We start from the raw sequence: 20,115 nt of genomic DNA, 5'->3' as shown, positions 1-20,115 counted from the left end.
GGCGGAATCCATCTGCAGAGACCTAGGAGTAAAATGACCAGGAAATAGGCTCGATACTTTAAAAAAAGGTAATTAAAAGGAGTTTGGCGGAATCATCAGAGGAAACAGCGGAAAAGTCCCGAATTCGGAGGAATCCGTACGAAGATTGGCGGAATAACTCCAGAAGTCGGCGGAATCCCGGCCCAAGTCGGCGGAATCCATCTGCAGAGACCTAGGAGTAAAATGACCAGGAAATAGGCTCGATACTTTAAAAAAAGGTAATTAAATGGAGTTTGGCGGAATCATCAGAGGAATCGGCGGAATAACTCCAGAAGTTGGCGGAATCCCGGCCCAATTCAGCGGAATCCCCTAGCAACAATTGTAAAGACACCAGACAGTCACATATCCATAAAAAATATAAAAACCTTCGACAAATTAGCAGGAATATCTCCATATTTTGAAGAAATCTTCCAAAAAAGAAAAAGGAGCTGACGAATGAATTGATCATGAAAAAATTAACCCCTCCGCAAAGACTATTCTTAACCCAAATCTTAAAAATAAGACTAATACTCGGTCACAGCAAATATCAAGAAATTGAAAGAGACCTTGCCAAACGGTGGGCTGGTTACTGGGGCGAAATTGCCTTAGCAAACTACGTTAAAGAACTTCCACATGATAAATACCTTATCTTCCATGACCTCCAATTACAATACAATGGCATACACTTTCAAATCGACACACTTCTCCTCTCACAAAACTACATCCTAATCATCGAAGCGAAAAACATCGCAGGCACATTAACTTTTGAAAATGTCTTCAAGCAGCTAATTCGTACCCATGATGATGGAACTGAAGAATCATTCGAGGACCCGCGCGTTCAATGCCAACGACTGCAATCCCTCTTACGCAATTGGCTGGTCAAAAACGGCTGCAATCTTCTCCCGGTAGACACCCTTGTTTTTTTCAAAAGTACCGGTACGATCTTGAAAACTAACTCAGGAGACAAAACAGATTTTAGTAAAGTATGCAAGGGAAGAGACCTTTTTAATAAAATCGAATCAATGGAACAACGATATCATCAAGAAAGGGTAGATACCGATACATTGAGTAAGATAGGAAAATTGCTCTTAAATCAACACTGTCCAAAACCAATTGATATCTTAAAAGAATACAATCTTACCGAAAAAGATATCCGGAGCGGAGTTTGTTGTCCAGATGATAAATGTAACTATATCCCGATGAATTTCAAAAGAGGAAAATGGATTTGTCCTGCCTGCCAAACCTCTTCAAAAGATGCCATCCTAAAAAGCCTCAGTCACTATTTCTACCTATACAAGCCAACGATGACCAATCTAGAAATGAGAAACTTTCTACATCTCCCAACCCGTGATACCACTCAAAAAGCTGTACATAGATTAAACCTGCAAACAACAGGTAAAACAAAAGATCGTCTCTATTATCTGAATCCAGAGGAGGTGTTCCCATGCGTTTTGTCATAAAAAACAACGTCTTAATTCCAAGCAACACAGCCGTAGACTCACTCCCAATCACGCACATCGCCAGCATCCCGCAGCCGCTGCTAAATCCAAAATTCCAATACAATCCTGATCTTCAGCAGCTTCTCACAGGCAAACAACTCCTCCTAGAAGATATCCCAATTCCTTTCGAAGAAGTGCAAACACATTACGAAAATGGCTATGTCACCTACCGTAAAGGAATCGAGTACAACGGAAAAAAGCCCGTATGCTCCCGGTGCGGAAATAAGGACCCACAGCATTTTGCATCTTTCCCATGCTCACGATGTGGCGAAACCTGTCTCTATTGCCGCCATTGCATCATGATGGGAAGAATTAGCGAATGCACGCCGCTCATTGGCTGGAATGGCCCGGTGCCTGACACCCATCTCCCTGCAAAAATCAAACATTGGCAAGGGACACTCTCACAAGGACAGCAAGAAGCATCAGAGCATGTAATTGAGGCGATTCAACAAAATCAGGAGCATTTAGTTTGGGCCGTTTGCGGGGCAGGGAAAACTGAGGTCCTATTCGCTGGAATTGAAGCCGCACTTGCTGCTAAAAAAAGAATCTGTATTGCCACACCGCGAACGGATGTCGTATTAGAGCTCACTCCTAGACTAAAAGCCGCCTTCCCGGAAATAAAAGTTGCATCTCTTTACGGTGGAAGCGAGGACCGTCATCTCTATGGTCCGCTCACGATTGCGACCACCCACCAGCTGCTCCGCTTCTACCATGCCTTTGATGCGATCATTTTAGACGAAGTCGATGCCTTTCCCTATACTGTAGAGGAATCCCTCCAGTACGCCGCCATCCAGGCGCGAAATCGGTCATCGGCCATGATTTACCTGACAGCTACGCCCAATGCAAAATGGCAAAGGGAATGCCGCACAGGAAAACGAGCCTATACTACCATCCCCGCTCGTTTCCATCGCCATCCGCTCCCAGTCCCCGACTTTGTATGGTGTGGCAATTGGCAAAAGCAGTTGCAGAAAAATAAATTGCCACAGAACGTCCTCCGCTGGATTTCGACCCGCATTCAAGCAAATAAACAAGCCTTAGTCTTCTTTCCGCATATCCCTTTGATGGAAAAAGCCCTCCCCATCCTGCGCCAATTTGATTCAACTATAGAAGCTGTCCATGCCGAAGACCCTGATCGTAAAGAAAAAGTGCAAAAAATGCGATCCAAAGGAATTCCTTTACTGTTAACGACAACTATTCTCGAACGAGGTGTAACTTTTCCAAACATTGATGTGGCCGTAGTTGGGGCCGAAGACACTATTTTTTCAGAAAGTGCCCTCGTCCAAATTGCCGGAAGAGCGGGGAGGAGTAAGGAGCATCCTGATGGGGTGGTGACCTATTTTCATTATGGAAAAACCGAAGAGATGTTAAAGGCAAGAAAGCAAATCGTCTCGATGAACCGGGAAGGTATCAAAAGGGGCTTGCTCAATCAATAAAAAGAGAGAGGAGCATTAAAAATGAATTTCCCCATCCAAAACCGCTGTCTAAACTGCCACGAAGTAATCCTGCCAAGCATCGGATGGAGAGCCATTTTCTCCGTTGATAAAGAACAGCTTATTTGCCCAGTCTGTGAAGGGAAGTTAGAAAAAATTGAAGGCGAGCAATGCCGAATCTGCAGCAGGCCATTTGGCAACATAGATATGAAATTTCGTAGAGATGATTTGTGCTATGATTGTTTCCGATGGGAGGAAGATCCCGAATGGCGGGGATACCTGGTGAGAAATCATTCCCTGTTCCTCTACAATGATTTTTTAAAAGAGGTGATCGCAAACTTTAAATTTCGCGGCGATTATGTACTAGCGAGGATATTTTCGGCATTTCTCAAGCAGAAGCTGACTGAAATCGCTCCCGACCTATTTATACCTATTCCTTTAAGTGATGAGCGGCTATATGAGCGGGGCTTTAACCAGGCATCTGCCATCCTAGCAGAAGCAGGCTATCATCCCGAAAATGTGCTCAGCCGAATCCATTCAGAAAAGCAATCCAAAAAATCCAGGTCCGAACGGATTCATCTCCCACAAGTCTTTCAGGTCAATCCTAATGTTGACTTTGCAGGAAAAAAGGTCATCCTGATTGATGATATTTATACAACTGGCTCAACATTACGGCATGCAGCAAAACTTTTAAAAGTAGCCGGTGCTGCGAGCATTCAATCGCTGACACTTGCACGTTAGCTTACATGCGCTTCTCCCAATCGGTGCAACCCGGGATGGAATTAAGGCGGGGACCCCAGTCAGGGCCCACTTAGCCCCTAAAACATCAATACCCCATCTTTAACGCCTTTTGTGCATTTTCAATATCATGACCAAGCATCAGACCCAAATCATAAGCAGGATAGTAGCCATGCTTATGCATATATTTAAAAATACGCTCATGGCCGTGAATCGCAACGAGCAGCTGATCTGTAAATGTCTTTCGTAAAGCAGGTGTCGCCGTTTCCATAATCGCCATGGAAAGATTCCTCACCAAAGCTTTTGAAAGGCCCAGCAAATCACCGGCAAAAAAGCCTGCATCCTCACGCACATCTTCCTCATCCCTCGCTTGATGGCCCGCAGCAGATGGATAAAACTTAAGTAAAGCTCTCAGGTTCCCTTCAAGATCATGAATACACTTTTTATAAAGTTCCTTTAACTCAGTGTCAGTTATTTTCTTCATCGACATTTTCAGTTTCATTAGCCCAACGGATTGAAAAGCAACCATTTCGTGCAATTCCAACGTCTCATGCCAGGCCAGTAATTTCTAACCTCTTGCTCCATTCTCGAAATCATCCATTTCGCTATAACATCCATTTAACCTATTCTTTGAGCAATTCGCTGGAAAGTTGTCCCACTAAGGATTACAATAAAATTGAACAACCATTCATTTTAGTAAATATTACCTATCTATGTCAAAGGCGTACAAAACATTGTCACTATATTCCCTTTGATTTTGTCAATAAATCGACAAAATTTTTGTTCTGATTTAGCAGGATAATCATAGGGTAAAATAGAAATGTTATTACATAGCCTTAACTAAAGGAGGAGTCCACACATGAAATACAACGTTCGTGGTGAAAACATTGAGGTTACTCCAGCAATTAGAGAGTATGTAGAAAAGAAAATCGCTAAATTGGAACGCTATTTTACTGAAGCACCTGATGCAAAGGTAAATGTGAATCTAAGATTCAATCAAGATAAAACTTCTAAAGTAGAAGTGACCATCCCACTACCGCAATTAGTACTTCGTGCTGAAGAAACAAATGTAGATATGTATGCGGGGATTGACTTGATTACTGACAAATTAGAGCGCCAAATTCGCAAACACAAAACAAAGGTTAACCGTAAATTCCGTGAAAAAGGCGACTTTCCTGTTACATTTGCAACTACTGAAAACACAGAAGTTCATGAATTAGACGAAGACGAATTAGAACTAGTTCGTACAAAACGCTTCGACCTAAAACCAATGGACAGTGAAGAAGCCATCCTGCAAATGAACATGCTAGGTCATAGCTTCTATGTATTCACAAATGCAGACACACATCGTACCAATGTTGTTTATAAGCGAAGAGACGGCCGCTACGGTTTAATCGAAGCACAATAAGTAAATAAGTGAAAAGCGAACGCTGCTCCTTAACGGGGCAGCGTTTTTTTGAGCTCGGATAGGGTCTACGTGACCAAAAAGAGTAAGGAACAGAGAAACGGGTCACGTAGAAAGGGGCTATGTGACCGAAAAGAGTAAAGAACAGAGAAACGGGTCACGTAGAAGGTGTCTACGTGACCGAGAAGAGTAAAGAACAGGGGATTGGGTCACGTAGAAAGGGTCTACGTGACCGAAAAGAGTAAAGAACAGAGGATTGGGTCACGTAGAAGGTGTCTACGTCCCGAAAAGAGTAAAGAACAGAGGATTGGGACACGTAGAAAGGGTCTACGTGACCGAGAAGAGTAAAGAACAGAGGATTGGGTCACGTAGAAGGGGTCTACGTTCCCGAAAAGAGTAAAGAACAGAGGATTGGGTCACGTAGAAGGTGTCTACGTTCCCGAAAAGAGTAAAGAACAGAGAAACGGGTCACATAGAAGAGAAATCACACAAAATCAAGCTACCTTCTCTATATAAACATATAAAAAAGCTATCCCCTTGTGGATATCTACAAAAACCAGGCACATATCTACACATTTTGGGTGGATATCCACAAAACTATGCATTATTTCTACGAATTTTCAGAAGATATCAACAAATTCCCCTCACTTATCAACATATCCACATAATCCATCCCCAAAACAACAAAAATGAGCCAGCGATTACGATCGCTGGCCCTCACTAATTTATAACTTCGAAATTGGAGCCATCAAAGCTATTACAAATTAACGTTATTTCCCTGCCCCGCAGCAGTTCTTATATTTCTTGCCGCTTCCACAAATACATGGATCATTACGGCCCACATCAATTTGCTTCACTTTCGGCTTTTGCTTAACCGGTTCGCCGTCTTCTTTTGGATGAACCGCTTGGCCTTTTGCTACTTCTTGGCGCTCAAGGTTGTTGCGGATCTCCGCTTTCATGATATACATCGCTGCTTCGTCTTCGATCGAATGGATCATCGTCTCGAACATTGCAAAGCCTTCATGCTGATATTCACGAAGCGGATCGATTTGTCCGTATGCACGTAAATGGATTCCTTGACGGAGTTGGTCCATCGCATCAATGTGATCTATCCACTTGGAGTCAACCGCACGCAGCGTAACCACCTTTTCGAATTCGCGCATTTGTTCAGGGAAGAGAAGTTCTTCTTTCTCCTCGTAACGCTCCTTCACTTTTGCAAAAATCGTATCCCGGATTTCCTCGGGGTCTTTCCCCTTAAGGTCATCGACCGCGATGTCACCTTCATGTAGTAGAGTAGCATTTACATAATCGACAATGGCCTGCAGATTCCATTCTTCCTCATCCTCATGACGAGATGCATGGGCATCCACATTCCGCTCAATGGAGTTAACAATCATCTTCTGAACAATGTCACGAAGGTTTTCAGATTCTAATACTTCATCACGCTGGGTGTAAATGATCTCACGCTGTTGGCGAAGAACATCATCATATTGCAAGAGCTGTTTACGGGCATCAAAGTTGTTACCCTCGACGCGTTTTTGCGCAGATTCCACAGCTCTAGATACCATTTTACTTTGGATAGGCTGAGAATCATCCATGCCAAGGCGTTCCATCATGGATTTCATATTATCAGAACCGAAACGGCGCATCAGTTCATCTTCCATCGATAAGTAGAACTGAGTAATACCAGGGTCCCCTTGACGTCCAGAACGTCCGCGAAGCTGGTTATCAATCCGTCGGCTTTCATGACGTTCTGTCCCAATGACAGCAAGCCCGCCCAGTTCAATTACCCCTTCGCCCAGCTTAATATCCGTACCACGACCGGCCATGTTGGTCGCAATTGTTACTGCACCCCGATGACCTGCTTCAGCAATGATTTCAGCTTCACGCTCATGGTTTTTCGCGTTCAAGACATTGTGGCGAATTCCCTTTTTCAATAAAAGACCGGAAATAAGCTCAGAAGTTTCGATAGCTACTGTACCAACGAGGACAGGCTGACCTTGTTTATTGCGCTCCGCAATATCCTCTACCACCGCTCTAAACTTACCGCCAATTGAAGAGTAAATTAAATCAGGTCTGTCATCACGGGCAATAGGTCTGTTAGTAGGGATGACGATAACATTCATATTATAAATGTTACGGAATTCTTCCTCTTCCGTCTTCGCGGTACCCGTCATACCGGCCAATTTTTCATACATCCGGAAGTAGTTTTGGAACGTGATCGTTGCCATCGTCATGCTTTCGTTTTGGACTTCGAGACCTTCTTTTGCTTCAATAGCCTGGTGTAAGCCTTCGCTATAACGGCGGCCCTTCATCAAACGACCTGTGAACTGGTCAACGATGACAATTTCGCCATCTTGAACGACATAGTCCACATCAAGGTGCATGCTGGCATTCGCTTTTAAAGCCTGGTTAATATGATGGTTTAAAGTAACGTGCGCCATGTCAAAGAGGTTTTCAATCCCAAAGGCTTTCTCGGCCTTGCTAATCCCTTCTTCCGTCAGCATAACGCCCTTTGTCTTTTCATCATACGTATAATCTGTATCCCTTTTAAGCATACGGACAAAGGCATTGGCCTGGATATAAAGGACAGCGGACTTTGCAGCTGAACCTGAAATAATTAATGGGGTACGGGCTTCGTCAATTAAGATCGAGTCAACTTCGTCAATCACTCCATAAAAAAGTGGGCGTTGTACTTTTTGTTCCTTATATAGGACCATGTTATCACGCAAATAATCGAAACCAAATTCATTATTTGTTCCATACGTAATATCCGCGGCATAGGCTGCCTGCTTTTCATCCTTATCCATACTATTTAAATTTAAGCCTACCGTTAAGCCTAAAAATTGATACAACTGACCCATTTCATCGGCGTCACGGCTTGCTAAGTATTCATTGACCGTAACCACATGAACACCTTTACCAGAAAGAGCATTCAAATAAACGGGCATGGTCGCGGTTAAGGTTTTACCTTCACCAGTCTTCATCTCGGAAATGTTCCCTTCGTGGAGAGAAATACCTCCCATTAACTGAACATGATACGGATATAAACCAAGTACACGGCGGGCGCCTTCACGGACAACGGCAAACGCTTCAACGAGCAAATCATCGAGTGTTTCCCCGTTTTGATAGCGGGCCTTGAACTCCTCTGTTTTTTCCCGCAGCTGGTCATCGGTCAGTCTTTCTGTTTCCGTCGCCAATGCGTCAATTTTCGTTGCAAGCTTGTCTAACCGCTTCAGCTCACGCTTGTTCAGATCAAATACTTTATTTAAAATCCCCATCATCTGATGAACGCTCCTTTATATCGAGACTAATACACTCTTTTTTAAAAAATCCTAGTCAAAAATATTCGATAATTTCCCTTTTAATCTTACCACTTCCTCAATACAGTGACAACAATGTAAGAGGGATGCAAGATTCGTACAATCTACTATAATTAGTCAACTAATGTCAAACTTCTAAGCTGGCCTTTTGTTATGTTCGATTTATCGTCAAATATGACAGACTAATGGCAACTTTAGAGAATACATTTCAACCAGATAGGCTATCTTTAAATCCCTAAGTATTTTTGTATAAATAACATAAATGTTGCATAAAAACACATTTTTATACAGATTAAACAATACGTAAGTAGTGTTAATGTAACCCTTTAATAACAACATTCTAATGGTGTTTTTGGTATAAACTTACCGCTTGATTTCACTGAAGGATTATTCACAAATTGTACATTGGAATATACTCTTACAATGTTAGATACTACCTTTAGAGAGGTTAATATGGAAAATATATAGAGAAAGAATCCAAAATGGGAAGGGTGAGTTAAGTGGCCATTTGGGGGAAAAAAAATAAAGATAAAGATCCCGAAAGTAGAGAAGATAGAGAAAAAGCTGGCCTGATTCGCGGATTATGGCGAAAGTTCCGAGGGATTGACTGGAAGAATCCAGTGAACAGGTGGAAATTACTGTTTGTTTCCCTTGTAGGTTGTATCGTTGTTTTTGGTGGAGGATACGGGGTCCTTACCATGACAAACTCGCCGACATTCTGTGCGAGCTGTCACGAAATGGCACCAGAATATTCAACGTTTACTGCCAGCGCCCACAATCAGATATCTTGTGTACAGTGTCATATCAAGCCAGGTTTCACCAACATGATTACCCACAAAATGAAGTCAATGAAAGAAGTGTACTACCATGTAACTGGTGTACCTGAACAAATTGTTCAAACCGAAGAAGAAGCTGTTTCAAACGAAAACTGTTTACAATGTCACTCGAAAAATCGTCTTGTAACAGCCTCTGGTGACTTAAAAGTAAATCACAAAGGCCATATCGAAGAAGATATTCCTTGTATCACCTGTCACGCAGGGGTCGTTCATGCGAAGATGGCAACCCGCGGTATCAATGTCGAAGAAGTTCGCGGCAAGTGGACAGCAGAGAGTGCCGGAAAATTGATGGAAAAGAAATACCTAAGACCAAACATGGGAACTTGTATTGATTGCCACGATAAAGTGAACAATGGCGTAAAACCTTGGAAGGAAGCTGCTTACAGCGTTCCGCCAAATCCAAAAGAACTAGAGAAAAAACTTGAAGAAAACAAAAAAGAAGGTACTGCCGAAAATACCAAAGAGACTGCAACTGAAGCAACAACAACTGAGGCAACACATGAAGGTGAAACGACAGAAGCAGAAGCATTAGCAGCTCATGATCAAAAAACTCAAGATATCATCTTACAAGCAGTAGGAAAACAACAAAAAGACGTTAAGCTTTCGATGGCATGTGAAACTTGCCATAAAAAAGTAAAGGTTCCAAAGAGTCATAAGATTGAAGGCTGGAACGGTCAACACGGCGGCACAGCTATTCAAGAGTTAGATAAATGTGTGAACTGTCACCAAGATTCTAAATGGATCAGAGCCATTCCAAAAGAAGACATTATTTCTCTACTTAAGATGAAAGAATCAAAAACAAAATATACACCAAACATTACAATCGTTAAAGACCAATCACGAATCAATAAATTCTGTAGCGCTTGTCACAGCAACCGTCCTGATGGACACATAGACAGCGACCAATGGTTAACAGCCCACGCGTCTAAAGCAAAAACAGATAATCAAAAATCTGAATGCTTCGTTTGTCACGACCGTGAAAAGCCAAAACCAGGATCAACAGAAGTTAAAGCACCAACAGATGTTTATTGCCAATACTGTCACAGAACTGGCTTTAAATCTGACAAGAAGAAATAATAGATTTTGAACAGGAGGGTCGCTTTATGGAAGAAGAACGAGAAACGCGGTCGGCCCCTCCCCGTTTTCGCTATATATTAATAAAAATTGCAACATTAACATTGTTGTTTCTAGCCATCTTCTTTGGACTCAGCTTCGTGGGGATAGAAACAACTTCCAGCTCAGAATTTTGCGCATCCTGTCATGAAATGAAACCGGAGGTCTATACATGGAAAGCCTCCACACACAGTGAATTGGATTGTACCAGCTGTCACACCGATCCTGTGTTGAAGGAATTAGCGAAAGATAAAGCTAAAGGGGTAGTTGAACAAGTAAGAAATCATTCATCAGGATCAGCAACCTCGGCTGCACCGATTCGAATGCCGGGTGCAATCAAAGATAGTGCGTGTGAATCCTGTCATGACGTCTTTAAAAGAGAGGTAACACCGTCTGGGGACATTATTATCCCTCATGACAAACATAAAACTGAAGGTGTTGAATGTATCCAGTGTCATAGCGGGGTTGCCCACGGTAAAATTGCCGATCGAAAAATGACATTCACAACGGACTACGATAAGTGGGACAGCAAGGTAGGAACAGCAGCGATGGCTGATATTAAATTCATTCGTCCAGATATGGACACTTGTATTGAGTGTCATAAAGCACGCAAAGTTACAACGAAATGTTCTGCTTGTCATACAACAGGAATGATTCCAAAGACTCATAAAAAGACAGATTTTGCAACAAAGACCCATGGGAAACAAGCAGCCAATAATTTGCAAAAGTGTAATCAGTGCCATAAGGATATGTCGACCGAACCTGTTGAGGGTTACGATCAGGTTTCTGACTTAACAAGCTACCTTAAAAAAGATATTGAGGTAGCACAGAAGAAAAAAAGTCATTATGACTATGCGAAAGATAATACCTTTTGTAAGGATTGCCATAGCAAACGTCCTGCAAGCCACAGCAACCGTTGGATGATGGACCATGGTATTCAGGCATCAAAGGCTAAACAGCAATGTTTAGCCTGCCATAACTACCAATCAGCAGGTGGTGTTAAAACCACAATGGTCGCCTGCTCATCTTGCCATCCTGCAATGCATAAGGGATTCGATAAAGAAAGGCATCCTGTAACACTTTCTGAAAATCAAAAAGTAACGGATTTTTGTTATACCTGTCACGTAAAAAGGACATGTTCAGCCTGCCATATAAAATAGGCAGACGGCATTTGCTAGATTAGGAGGGTTCGTATGGAAGCTCAAGAACAACCGCTCAACCAAGAACAAGAAACACGATCAAAACAAGAACCTGAAAAAAAGAGGAAAAAAAGTAATGATACGAAAAGTGAAAAATTCAAATGGTGGCAAACGCTTCTGAATTTGATTCTGACTCTAGTTATCTCGGTTGGTGCCTGTTATTATGTCAGCCAAAAGTATTTTTGGTCTAAGTATGATAATGATCGTTTAGCTGAGCAATTAGATAGCGCAAAAGCAGTTGCTGATGCGAAGCCTAATGATCCCAAGTCCCATGTCAATCTCGGTTACGCCTACTTCTTAAATGGTGATAACGACGAAGCTATTACACAATATAAAATGGCTACGGATTTAGATAAGAATTATTTCGATGCCTACTTTAACTTAGGTCTTGTCTACAATAAGGAAAATCGCCTTAATGATTCAGTAAAAATGGCACAAAAAGCAACAGAAATCTCACCAAAAGATTACAAAGGTTTTCTTTTAATGGGAATGACCTATAGGAAACTTAAAATGTATAAAGAAGCTATTGAAGCTCTTAACGAAGCCAATAAATTAATGCCTGCAAATACTGATATTATTTACGAAGTTGGTAGAGTCGCAGAAGATCAAGGTGACAAGAAGAATGCTGAACAAATCTACAAGGACGCACTTAGTTACGACCCTCTGTATAAACCAGCATTAGAAGGACTTGAAAGAGTCGCTAAAAAATAGCTATAGGGGTTGAAAAACAATGAAGAAAAAGACCGTCTATAAGTGGATGAGCGGGATAGTTGTTCTTACAATTGCTGCATTTGTTGCTATCTACTTTCTGAATATGCAATCTGTTGTAAAAAAAGCACCTAATTTAGTTAACCCTGACGCTCCACCTACCTTTAGCCAACTGATCTATGGTGACTTTGATAATTCATTGGATAAACCAATGGATATTGCAAAAATTGGTGAGTTTCTATATGTCTCTGATACCAATAACAAGCGTGTTCAAGTATTTGATACAGCAGGAACACCAATATTTAAGTTTGGTGAAGAGGGAGAAGGAAAAGGTCAATTTAAATTTCCTTATGGGATTGCCGGTGATAAGGAAGGAAATGTCTATGTAGCAGATCTATATAATGGAAAAATATCAATACATGATCAAAAAGGGAAATTTATTAAATACTTTGATGACAAAAAGAAATTATTAAAAACACCTGCAGGCATTCGTATCTTTGATGAAAAATTATATGTGACAGATGTTCAACAAAACAAAGTTTTTGTCTTTAAACTTACTGGCGAAAAGTTGCTAGAAATTAGCACTGGTGCTAATAAAGATGACAAATTTAAGGCTCCAAATGCTATTGCTTTAGATAAGAAAACTGGTGAACTCTTTGTTTCAGATTCTGGAAATCAACGAATTTTAGCTTATGATCAAAAAGGAAAATATCTACGAACTATTAACGGTTCAAAAGACGGCAAAGGATCATCCGTTTTTGTTAACCCACGTGGAATAGGCGTTGATTCACGCGGCATTCTATACGTAGTAAACAATCTATCTCACACGATTTATGGTTTTAATGAAAAAGGTGAGCAAGTCTTTACCTTTGGTTCTATGGGAGATCAAAACGAACAATTCTATCTTCCAAATGGCTTATATGTAGATGACAACGACCGAGTATATATTACCGACACCTTGAATCAACGGGTTGCACTTTACTATTAAACAAACTATCGATCTATATAAGGAGGTGATGCCTCAAATTAGGATCAACGTTGTAATTTCATAGTTTTAGATTTAAAAAAAAGAGAGAGAAAAAGAGAGAATTATGGGAGGTTTTTGGAATGAGTAAGATTAAAGTAAGCTTTTCATTCCTGCTAACATTAATGTTAGTAGGAATGTTTAGCATCGTGGTATCTGCTGCAGGTAGTAATCCTGTTGCAACACCACCTGGGGATCCTGCGGATGTTAAAGCAGGTGTAGTTACAACTGATACTGCTAAAGACAACAACTACAATGGTGTTGACAAAAACAACGCCAACAAAACTGGTATTGGTGTAGGTACTAATGATGGTTCAACATTTAACCAAGTTATCAAATCTGATGACATGGTTAAGGCAGACGGATCACACGGAACACAGCGTACACACGGTTCATACATGAACAACACTAACTCTTGTGCTAGCTGTCACCAAACACATACAGGCGCATCTAAGAACTTATTGTTCAAAGACGGTGAATATGCAACTTGTACAGCATGTCATGACGGGACATTAGGCTTCTACAACGTATTTACTGGTTCTGATTCTGCTGGTACATTCGGCGGAACACATGATGGTAACATGTCTGTTCACTTAGCTAACGGTACTGTAGAATTAAAAGCAGCACCTGGTGGAAAAACTGACGGTACAGATAACTGGACTGCAGAATTCACTTGTGCAAGCTGTCACGCACCACACGGATCTTACTCTGATCGTTTATTACACACAGATCCAAATGGTATGGGTAACCTAACTGCTGATAAAGGCGGTAAAAGATTAGAAAACGTTCCTGTAGTAACTGATATTACATCAAAAGTTGCTGGTGGAGACTATACTTACAAAGATGCAACTGGTGCAGATGTAACAATTAACTATGTTCTCTATCGTTCTACAATTGGAGCAACAGTTCCTGCTGCTTATTCTGCAAAAGGATTAACTACTGGTGATACTGTACTTCAATTAATGAAATGGAATGGCACTGCATATGTAAACGATACTGATCCATGGTTACATGGTTATGACTTCGACGAAGCTCACGTAAAACATTACTGGACAGCTTTCAAAGACGGTACTGGTAAAGAAGTATTTGATACAGATCAACTTAAAAAAGGTGAAATTTTAGGTAATGGTTTCGCTGGAGTCCCTGCTGTAAAAACAGCTTTAGTGGCTACAGTTAATTCATTAGTAAGTGGTAACGTAGCTCGTGGTTATGTAGTAAAATTAGACGTTTCTGCTCCCGATGCAAACAATGTAACTACAACTACTGCATCTTCTCTATGGGCTAGCAAATTAGCTGATGGTTCTAATAACCCAGGTTATAAATCAAACCGCGGTGTCGCAATGTCTGGTTTCTGTGCTGCTTGTCATACTGATTACCTAGCTAAATCTGGTACTGAAACTGGCACATTTGATCATGCATACCGTCACACTACAACGTCTGATAGCTACACTTGCGTACGCTGTCACTATGCACACGGTACTGACGTAACCATTATGAGAGACGCTCGAGGTAAAAAAGTAGCTGACATCGTTGGTGATTCTAATTACTTCTCAACTGTAACTGATCCAACTGCTCGTGAAACATTAGCAAAAGATTACATGATCGATAAAAACCCATCTTCTGCTTTAAAACGTTACACTAACATGGCTGTATGTTGGGGATGTCATACATCTTCACACTCTGAAGGTACAAGAAATACTGACACATTCCAATACAATCCAACTGCAGATGAAGATAACGATCGTAACGGAATTGAGTTCGACTATTAAAAAAAGCTACCAAATAGCCCTACTATTTGATAGCCCTGAATGGAATATTTAAGATTGAAGAGGCAGCTCACTTCGGTGGGCTGTTTCTTGTTTTTATTTAAGCATAAGTTCACAAAATTGTAAATTATTAACTACACAAATTTGTCAATTATTGTTCACAGTTCTGTTACCCTATTACATTAACAATAAAAGTATAATAATAATGTAGATTATTGGATATTTGCATTTAAATATTTATAAACTTATAAACATGTTAATCATCAGATAGAACTAAGCATCCAAATACACATGTCGAAACAAAAGGGAATGACCAATTTTGAACTCACAAATAAAAATCAAGCAATTTAACATGATATTAGTCGTACTATTTATGGTTATCTCCATCATTTTACCCTCTAGAGTTATAGCTGAGGATACAGTCCCACCTGAAAGCTTAGACCCAGTTGAAAGCCCAGCCCCAGCTGAAACCCAAACTCCAGCAGTAAGTCCAGTCCCCACAGAAGATCCAATTCAAGCTGAAGCCCCATCAACCGTTGAAAGCCCCATCTCAACTGAAGGTACAGTTTCAGCAGTAGACCCAGTTCCTGAACCGGATACAACTCCTCCTATAATTATAATTAAGAGTACTACATTAACTAGTACCGGGGTTCAAGTTAATGGGACGGTCTCTGATAATCAGGCTATTGATAAACCGATAACTATGAAATTAATCTATCCAGACCGAGAAGTAGAAATCACTCCTATATCTGGGGATTGGACATTTACAATCGATATATTATCAATAAAACAAAACAAGGTTAAAATACAAGCCACTGATGAAATGAATAATACAGTAACTATTCCTGTTCAACGTCCCTATATAAAATCTATTACAATGAATGTTTTTAAATACAGAGAGAAAGTTGACGGTGCAGACGGGGGTTCTAGAGAAGAAGATGTAACTGCTGATATTGATATTTTGAAAGAAGATGACATCACAAGAATTTCTTTAAATCAGGTAATTGTAATTGAACTTAGTGAAGAACTTTCCCATACAATTGTTAATCCATTCGTTGTCTATGATAAAAATAATGAACCAATCGAGAGTAACGTTAGACCTAGAACGGATAATAATAAAATAGAAATATCCTTGAATAATCTAAAACCTGGGGAAACATATTATTTGAAATTTAATTCCAGTTTGTTTTCTAATGTTCAACCTAATGATACGACACTCCTTGCAGATGACGGACGTATTTTTTTTCCTTTAATCAAGAAATTTTCAACTGTAACCAATCAGGTTAAAAATCATCCTATTAACGGGTACACACTCGAAGAAATGAAAGATTTACGAGAGCAGCCCCATGGATTTTATAACAATAATACCAACAGTTGTAGTATCTGCCATAATACTCATGTGGCAGCGAACAAAAGCTTGGAAGGCAAAGATGTAAATCAAAGTTATTGTTTAGTTTGTCATGATGGAACTATAACAAGCCCACTTAAGGCGGGTAACTCTATATCGAATAAACACGATACTGAACTAGGATTAGACCACAAAACTAAAGCTGGCTCTTGTACTTCTTGCCATAATCCACACTTGTCATGGAGTCAGGGAAATCCTAACTTATTAAAGGATCATTTCGTTTATGAACATCAAGCGGATGATAAATGGGAGGAAACTACGGTTGGTAAGATTGATAGTAATATCCAACTATGTGAATCCTGCCATGGAAGGTATACTTATTCATACAAAAAGAAAGCGGAAGAGACTGGTGGTTATAAAGTTCTGCACTATCGGAAACAAAATAACGCAGTAGGGGAAATAACAAAAACAGCTCTAGTTGAAGATGACACTACTAGTGAAATTTCTGAAGTTGAAGATTATAACTTATGTTTTAGCTGTCATAACAGCGAGAACAAATTGAAAAATGCAAAAGATATATTAAGTTCTTATACTAATGAGGAATCAAAACATATTATTACAGCTATTGACGGCAGTAAACTAAATGGTCAAATTCCTTGTGCTGAGTGTCACGAAACACATGGGGCAAAAAATCTACTATTATTAAAAGATAAATTAGGTCATGAAAATCAAAGTGATTTTTCTCTAAGCAATGAAGAAGATTGGACTGACCAAAAGAAACGAGAATTCTGCATAACTTGTCACAACGGTAAAACATCAATTTACGGTATCACAGGGAAAGCAATTTACGATGAAAATGGTGATTCACTATTCACCACGAATGAAAGGGCAAAATCTGGTCACGCCCAGAACAGTATCGAAGCTTGTTCAAACTGTCATAGTAGTAACAATTCATTTATCGAGGCAGTACACGGTCCTATAACAATCAATAGTCCATAAAAAATCGAGAGGATTTACCTCTCGATTTTTTTATTGTTCTCCACAGGGTTACGTTAGTAGTTATTATTTTTGCATTTACTGTAGATATAGGGGATAAAATAGTATTTAAGTTTGACCATATCTCACCTGTTGACAAAAGTTAACAAACTTCTTTGCAACAAATATACGCATCTGTTAGTGACATGATGCTGTAATTTTTCATACCCAACTTCCCCTATGACCTCTCCAATAAAAAATATGATCAACGGAATTCGTTAATTTTCGTTTATCTTGATAATCATCCTTCAAAAAAGCCCTCGGTAAGAATTACCGGGGGCTTTAAAGATATACTGAGGACCGTCGCCAAAAGAAAATGTTAGCTTTATTTGTTTTTCAACCACTCAACCAACCCATCAATCTTCTTCCACAAATGCAAATGCATATCGGCATAAACAATCGCTTCATTTTCATCACCAAACCCGTAATAGTCAGGTGGATAGGCGGGCAGGCGTTTTTTGCCTGCTAAATAGCTAATCACATACTTATTATCTTTTTTTGCTTCCTTCAGCAGTTTCGCGGCCTTCGCAGTAAAGCCTCTTTCTTGGATCTCAAGCAACAACTTATTGTATGAAGTTTGGGCTGACTCCTCTTCATATTGGTAGAGCAAGTCACTAGCTTTCTTATTGTCTCCCGCATCTAGGTAGGCTACAAACAACGAGTAACGAACGCCTTGGTTATCCATTGGATTGAGTTCTAGCAATTCTTCATATTGGAGGATGGCCTCGTTTATTTTTCCGATCAGAGACAAGGCCTCTGCGTAATGTAGTTTCGCACGCATGAAGGGTCTTGTTTCAATTAACCCCCAGAAGTACCCTTTGTTCTCCTTGAAAAACGCTTTACCAAGTTCTCGTTCCCCCGCCTGGATGCCTTTTTCATAGAGCAAGATGGCTTCTTCGAGACCTTTTGTTTTTTCAGCAAGGATGACATAGGCATCCGAACAATTAGGGTTCAGCGTTATGGCTTCTTCTGCCAGCTTATAACGCTGCTGGCCGTCCGATTGATAGGCGTCGTAAATTAAATTTTTAGCCCTCTCTTCATCCCGCTTTGAAACTTTACGAACTGGGCTTTTAGTTTTTTTAGATGAAGTATCGACAAGTGTCAGTGTTTGAACAGATGAATCCCGAATCGCTTCTGCTTTCCTTGATTCTTCAGCCGCGGGTGCGCTTTTTCTTGGGAAATCTATAACAGGTGCCTTTTCAAAAGGCGGCAGTAGCGGCGCTTCATCTACCCCATAGACCATTCCAATCAACTCGGCAATTTCCGGATGTAATGCCGTTTCCAATTCTGTGAATATGGAGGAAACAGATCCAGTAGAAACACTATACAGCTTGGCGAGCTCCTTTTGCGTATACGTTTTTTCCAACGGTGCAATCGTTGACACTAGGTATTGGAGGGCGGCAACATACAGATTCGGATTTTGGATTCGCTTTTGCCTTTTCTGGCAAAAACTCAGCCAGAGAATAACCCCCGTGTCGACTATGGATGCTGGTACATCAAGAGATTCCAACTGTTGCTTAAAGATTTCGGCGACTTCTTTATAGATTGGTGCCGGCCAATCCATTTCATCGATTTCCAAAAAACTGCCGACCATCGGAAGTTCGCTCAAGACCTCCAGGAAAAAGTCAGTTAAGTATTCCTGGGGTGAGTCGTAATCTGCTTCGATACTGCTAACTTCAATGTATGAAAAAGCATCTTCAGGTTTTAGGTCTGGTAAATCAAAGGGAGATGGAAAGAAGACATAATTTTGGTCATAGGGAACCAAGATTCCTACGAAGAAGGAACCTTCTTCAACCGTGATAGGCACATTCGCAATGATTGCTTCAAATTCTTCAGAGGTAAAGCCGTCCTCCACCGTAACTCTATTATTTTCAACGACAAGGACTTTTCCAGCAATCGTTCGAGCTTCCGTCCATGTTTGTAAAATCTTTCTTAATTTAGGCCGTTTAATTTTCCCAATCTCAGCCGCAATAAACTTCTCGATAATGGTTTCCCCATCATCTAATCCCTCAAAAAGAGTAAACCAAATGGCATGAATCAACTCATAAAATTCTCGTTCCTGTTCATTATCGATTTCAATCATTTCTTCAAGGACTTCGAAATCCTCTTGTATTTCTGGCCCGAAGTGATAGTAAGTATAATGGAGTATATGCTTTTGCAGGACGTCGATTTCACTATCAATCATATCGGTAATCGATACGGCTTCATTAGCCCCGCAGCACTTTTTATACTTTTTCCCACTTCCGCATGGACAAGGACCATTCCGGTTTATTTTCTCCAACTCATTCCGCTCCTTTGATTACCCTATTTATTTATTTATTTATTTATCCAGCGCACTAATTGCATGATGTAGTATGTTCATTCATGTTAAAAGGTGAATTATGTATAAAATAGCTAATATAATGTGGATTTCATCCACTTTCCACTTAATTTAATAGTACCATTTTTGACAGGCAGAAATATAAAAATACTAATGAAATATGATTGAAATGATATTTTATGTCTTGGATGATCCAAATAAAGATTTGTCGATCATTCCTTAACAACAGGTTTGTGCCTTTTTAAGACCAAACTTTGAATTTTATACGGTTATCACGCTATAATGGTTAAGGAACTGACAATTGATTTTCGGAATAAAATACAATACAGGTCATATTTTTAATTTTTATAGAG

The 20,115-nt window shown here is 40.3% G+C and carries 13 protein-coding genes; 10 read left to right on the top strand and 3 right to left on the bottom strand.

Annotated features, from left to right (window positions below; genetic code table 11):
* Positions 1–485: 485 nt before the first annotated feature.
* The 3 genes from AB7942_RS09685 to AB7942_RS09675 are packed head-to-tail and all read left to right on the top strand — an operon-like array spanning position 486 to position 3,688.
* Complete coding sequence (locus AB7942_RS09685) at positions 486–1,478, top strand: nuclease-related domain-containing protein (protein WP_369446662.1); 993 nt, start codon at positions 486–488, stop codon at positions 1,476–1,478.
* Positions 1,463–2,950 carry an ATP-dependent helicase ComFA gene (locus AB7942_RS09680; RefSeq protein WP_369446661.1) on the top strand — a complete coding sequence of 496 codons (1,488 nt, stop codon included), beginning with the start codon at positions 1,463–1,465 and terminating at the stop codon, positions 2,948–2,950. Before AB7942_RS09685 ends, AB7942_RS09680 begins: the two co-directional genes overlap by 16 nt.
* A gap of 21 nt (positions 2,951–2,971) precedes the next feature.
* Positions 2,972–3,688 carry a ComFC family protein gene (locus AB7942_RS09675; RefSeq protein ID WP_369446660.1) on the top strand — a complete coding sequence of 239 codons (717 nt, stop codon included), beginning with the start codon at positions 2,972–2,974 and terminating at the stop codon, positions 3,686–3,688.
* An 85-nt stretch (positions 3,689–3,773) separates the two neighbouring features.
* Here the strand turns inward: AB7942_RS09675 and AB7942_RS09670 are convergent, their stop codons facing one another.
* Complete coding sequence (locus AB7942_RS09670) at positions 3,774–4,214, bottom strand: spore coat protein (protein WP_369446659.1); 441 nt, start codon at positions 4,212–4,214, stop codon at positions 3,774–3,776.
* 330 nt (positions 4,215–4,544) lie between these two features.
* On the opposite strand from AB7942_RS09670, the gene hpf reads away from it, so the two are divergent.
* Positions 4,545–5,093, top strand: a complete 549-nt coding sequence (hpf, locus tag AB7942_RS09665) for a ribosome hibernation-promoting factor, HPF/YfiA family (protein ID WP_088089623.1) — start codon at positions 4,545–4,547, stop codon at positions 5,091–5,093.
* A gap of 767 nt (positions 5,094–5,860) precedes the next feature.
* On the opposite strand, the gene secA is transcribed toward hpf, so the two are convergent.
* Positions 5,861–8,374, bottom strand: a complete 2,514-nt coding sequence (gene secA / locus AB7942_RS09660) for a preprotein translocase subunit SecA (protein WP_369446658.1) — start codon at positions 8,372–8,374, stop codon at positions 5,861–5,863.
* A 539-nt stretch (positions 8,375–8,913) separates the two neighbouring features.
* Between secA and AB7942_RS09655 the strand changes: the two genes are divergently transcribed.
* From AB7942_RS09655 to AB7942_RS09630, 6 genes are all read left to right on the top strand, one after another.
* Positions 8,914–10,326 (top strand): cytochrome c3 family protein, encoded by a 1,413-nt coding sequence (locus AB7942_RS09655; protein ID WP_369446657.1) that lies wholly within the window; start codon positions 8,914–8,916, stop codon positions 10,324–10,326.
* Between the two features lie 26 nt (positions 10,327–10,352).
* Positions 10,353–11,522, top strand: a complete 1,170-nt coding sequence (locus AB7942_RS09650) for a NapC/NirT family cytochrome c (RefSeq protein ID WP_369446656.1) — start codon at positions 10,353–10,355, stop codon at positions 11,520–11,522.
* Positions 11,523–11,555: 33 nt separating this feature from the next.
* The gene (locus AB7942_RS09645; protein WP_369446655.1) at positions 11,556–12,272 is read left to right on the top strand and encodes a tetratricopeptide repeat protein; all 717 of its coding nucleotides are present in this window, start codon (positions 11,556–11,558) and stop codon (positions 12,270–12,272) included.
* A 19-nt stretch (positions 12,273–12,291) separates the two neighbouring features.
* Positions 12,292–13,257 carry a 6-bladed beta-propeller gene (locus AB7942_RS09640; RefSeq protein ID WP_369446654.1) on the top strand — a complete coding sequence of 322 codons (966 nt, stop codon included), beginning with the start codon at positions 12,292–12,294 and terminating at the stop codon, positions 13,255–13,257.
* Between the two features lie 119 nt (positions 13,258–13,376).
* Positions 13,377–15,062: a cytochrome c3 family protein gene (locus tag AB7942_RS09635; protein ID WP_369446653.1), complete on the top strand. Its 1,686-nt coding sequence runs from the start codon at positions 13,377–13,379 to the stop codon at positions 15,060–15,062.
* Between the two features lie 316 nt (positions 15,063–15,378).
* Positions 15,379–17,406: a hypothetical protein gene (locus AB7942_RS09630; RefSeq protein ID WP_369446652.1), complete on the top strand. Its 2,028-nt coding sequence runs from the start codon at positions 15,379–15,381 to the stop codon at positions 17,404–17,406.
* Between the two features lie 361 nt (positions 17,407–17,767).
* Here the strand turns inward: AB7942_RS09630 and AB7942_RS09625 are convergent, their stop codons facing one another.
* Positions 17,768–19,723 carry an SEC-C metal-binding domain-containing protein gene (locus AB7942_RS09625; protein WP_369446651.1) on the bottom strand — a complete coding sequence of 652 codons (1,956 nt, stop codon included), beginning with the start codon at positions 19,721–19,723 and terminating at the stop codon, positions 17,768–17,770.
* Between the last annotated feature and the right edge of the window lie 392 nt (positions 19,724–20,115).

It is taken from the genome of Neobacillus sp. BF23-41 (genome assembly GCF_041106275.1).
This window is presented reverse-complemented; position numbering and strand designations above follow the sequence as displayed.

Bases quoted from the DNA above. Each gene is read 5' to 3' on its own strand.
- AB7942_RS09685 (WP_369446662.1), top strand. From the start codon at position 486: ATGAAAAAATTAACCCCTCCGCAAAGACTATTCTTAACCCAAATCTTA.
- AB7942_RS09680 (WP_369446661.1), top strand. From the start codon at position 1,463: ATGCGTTTTGTCATAAAAAACAACGTCTTAATTCCAAGCAACACAGCC.
- AB7942_RS09675 (WP_369446660.1), top strand. From the start codon at position 2,972: ATGAATTTCCCCATCCAAAACCGCTGTCTAAACTGCCACGAAGTAATC.
- AB7942_RS09670 (WP_369446659.1), bottom strand. From the start codon at position 4,214: ATGGTTGCTTTTCAATCCGTTGGGCTAATGAAACTGAAAATGTCGATG.
- hpf (WP_088089623.1), top strand. From the start codon at position 4,545: ATGAAATACAACGTTCGTGGTGAAAACATTGAGGTTACTCCAGCAATT.
- secA (WP_369446658.1), bottom strand. From the start codon at position 8,374: ATGATGGGGATTTTAAATAAAGTATTTGATCTGAACAAGCGTGAGCTG.
- AB7942_RS09650 (WP_369446656.1), top strand. From the start codon at position 10,353: ATGGAAGAAGAACGAGAAACGCGGTCGGCCCCTCCCCGTTTTCGCTAT.
- AB7942_RS09645 (WP_369446655.1), top strand. From the start codon at position 11,556: ATGGAAGCTCAAGAACAACCGCTCAACCAAGAACAAGAAACACGATCA.
- AB7942_RS09640 (WP_369446654.1), top strand. From the start codon at position 12,292: ATGAAGAAAAAGACCGTCTATAAGTGGATGAGCGGGATAGTTGTTCTT.
- AB7942_RS09635 (WP_369446653.1), top strand. From the start codon at position 13,377: ATGAGTAAGATTAAAGTAAGCTTTTCATTCCTGCTAACATTAATGTTA.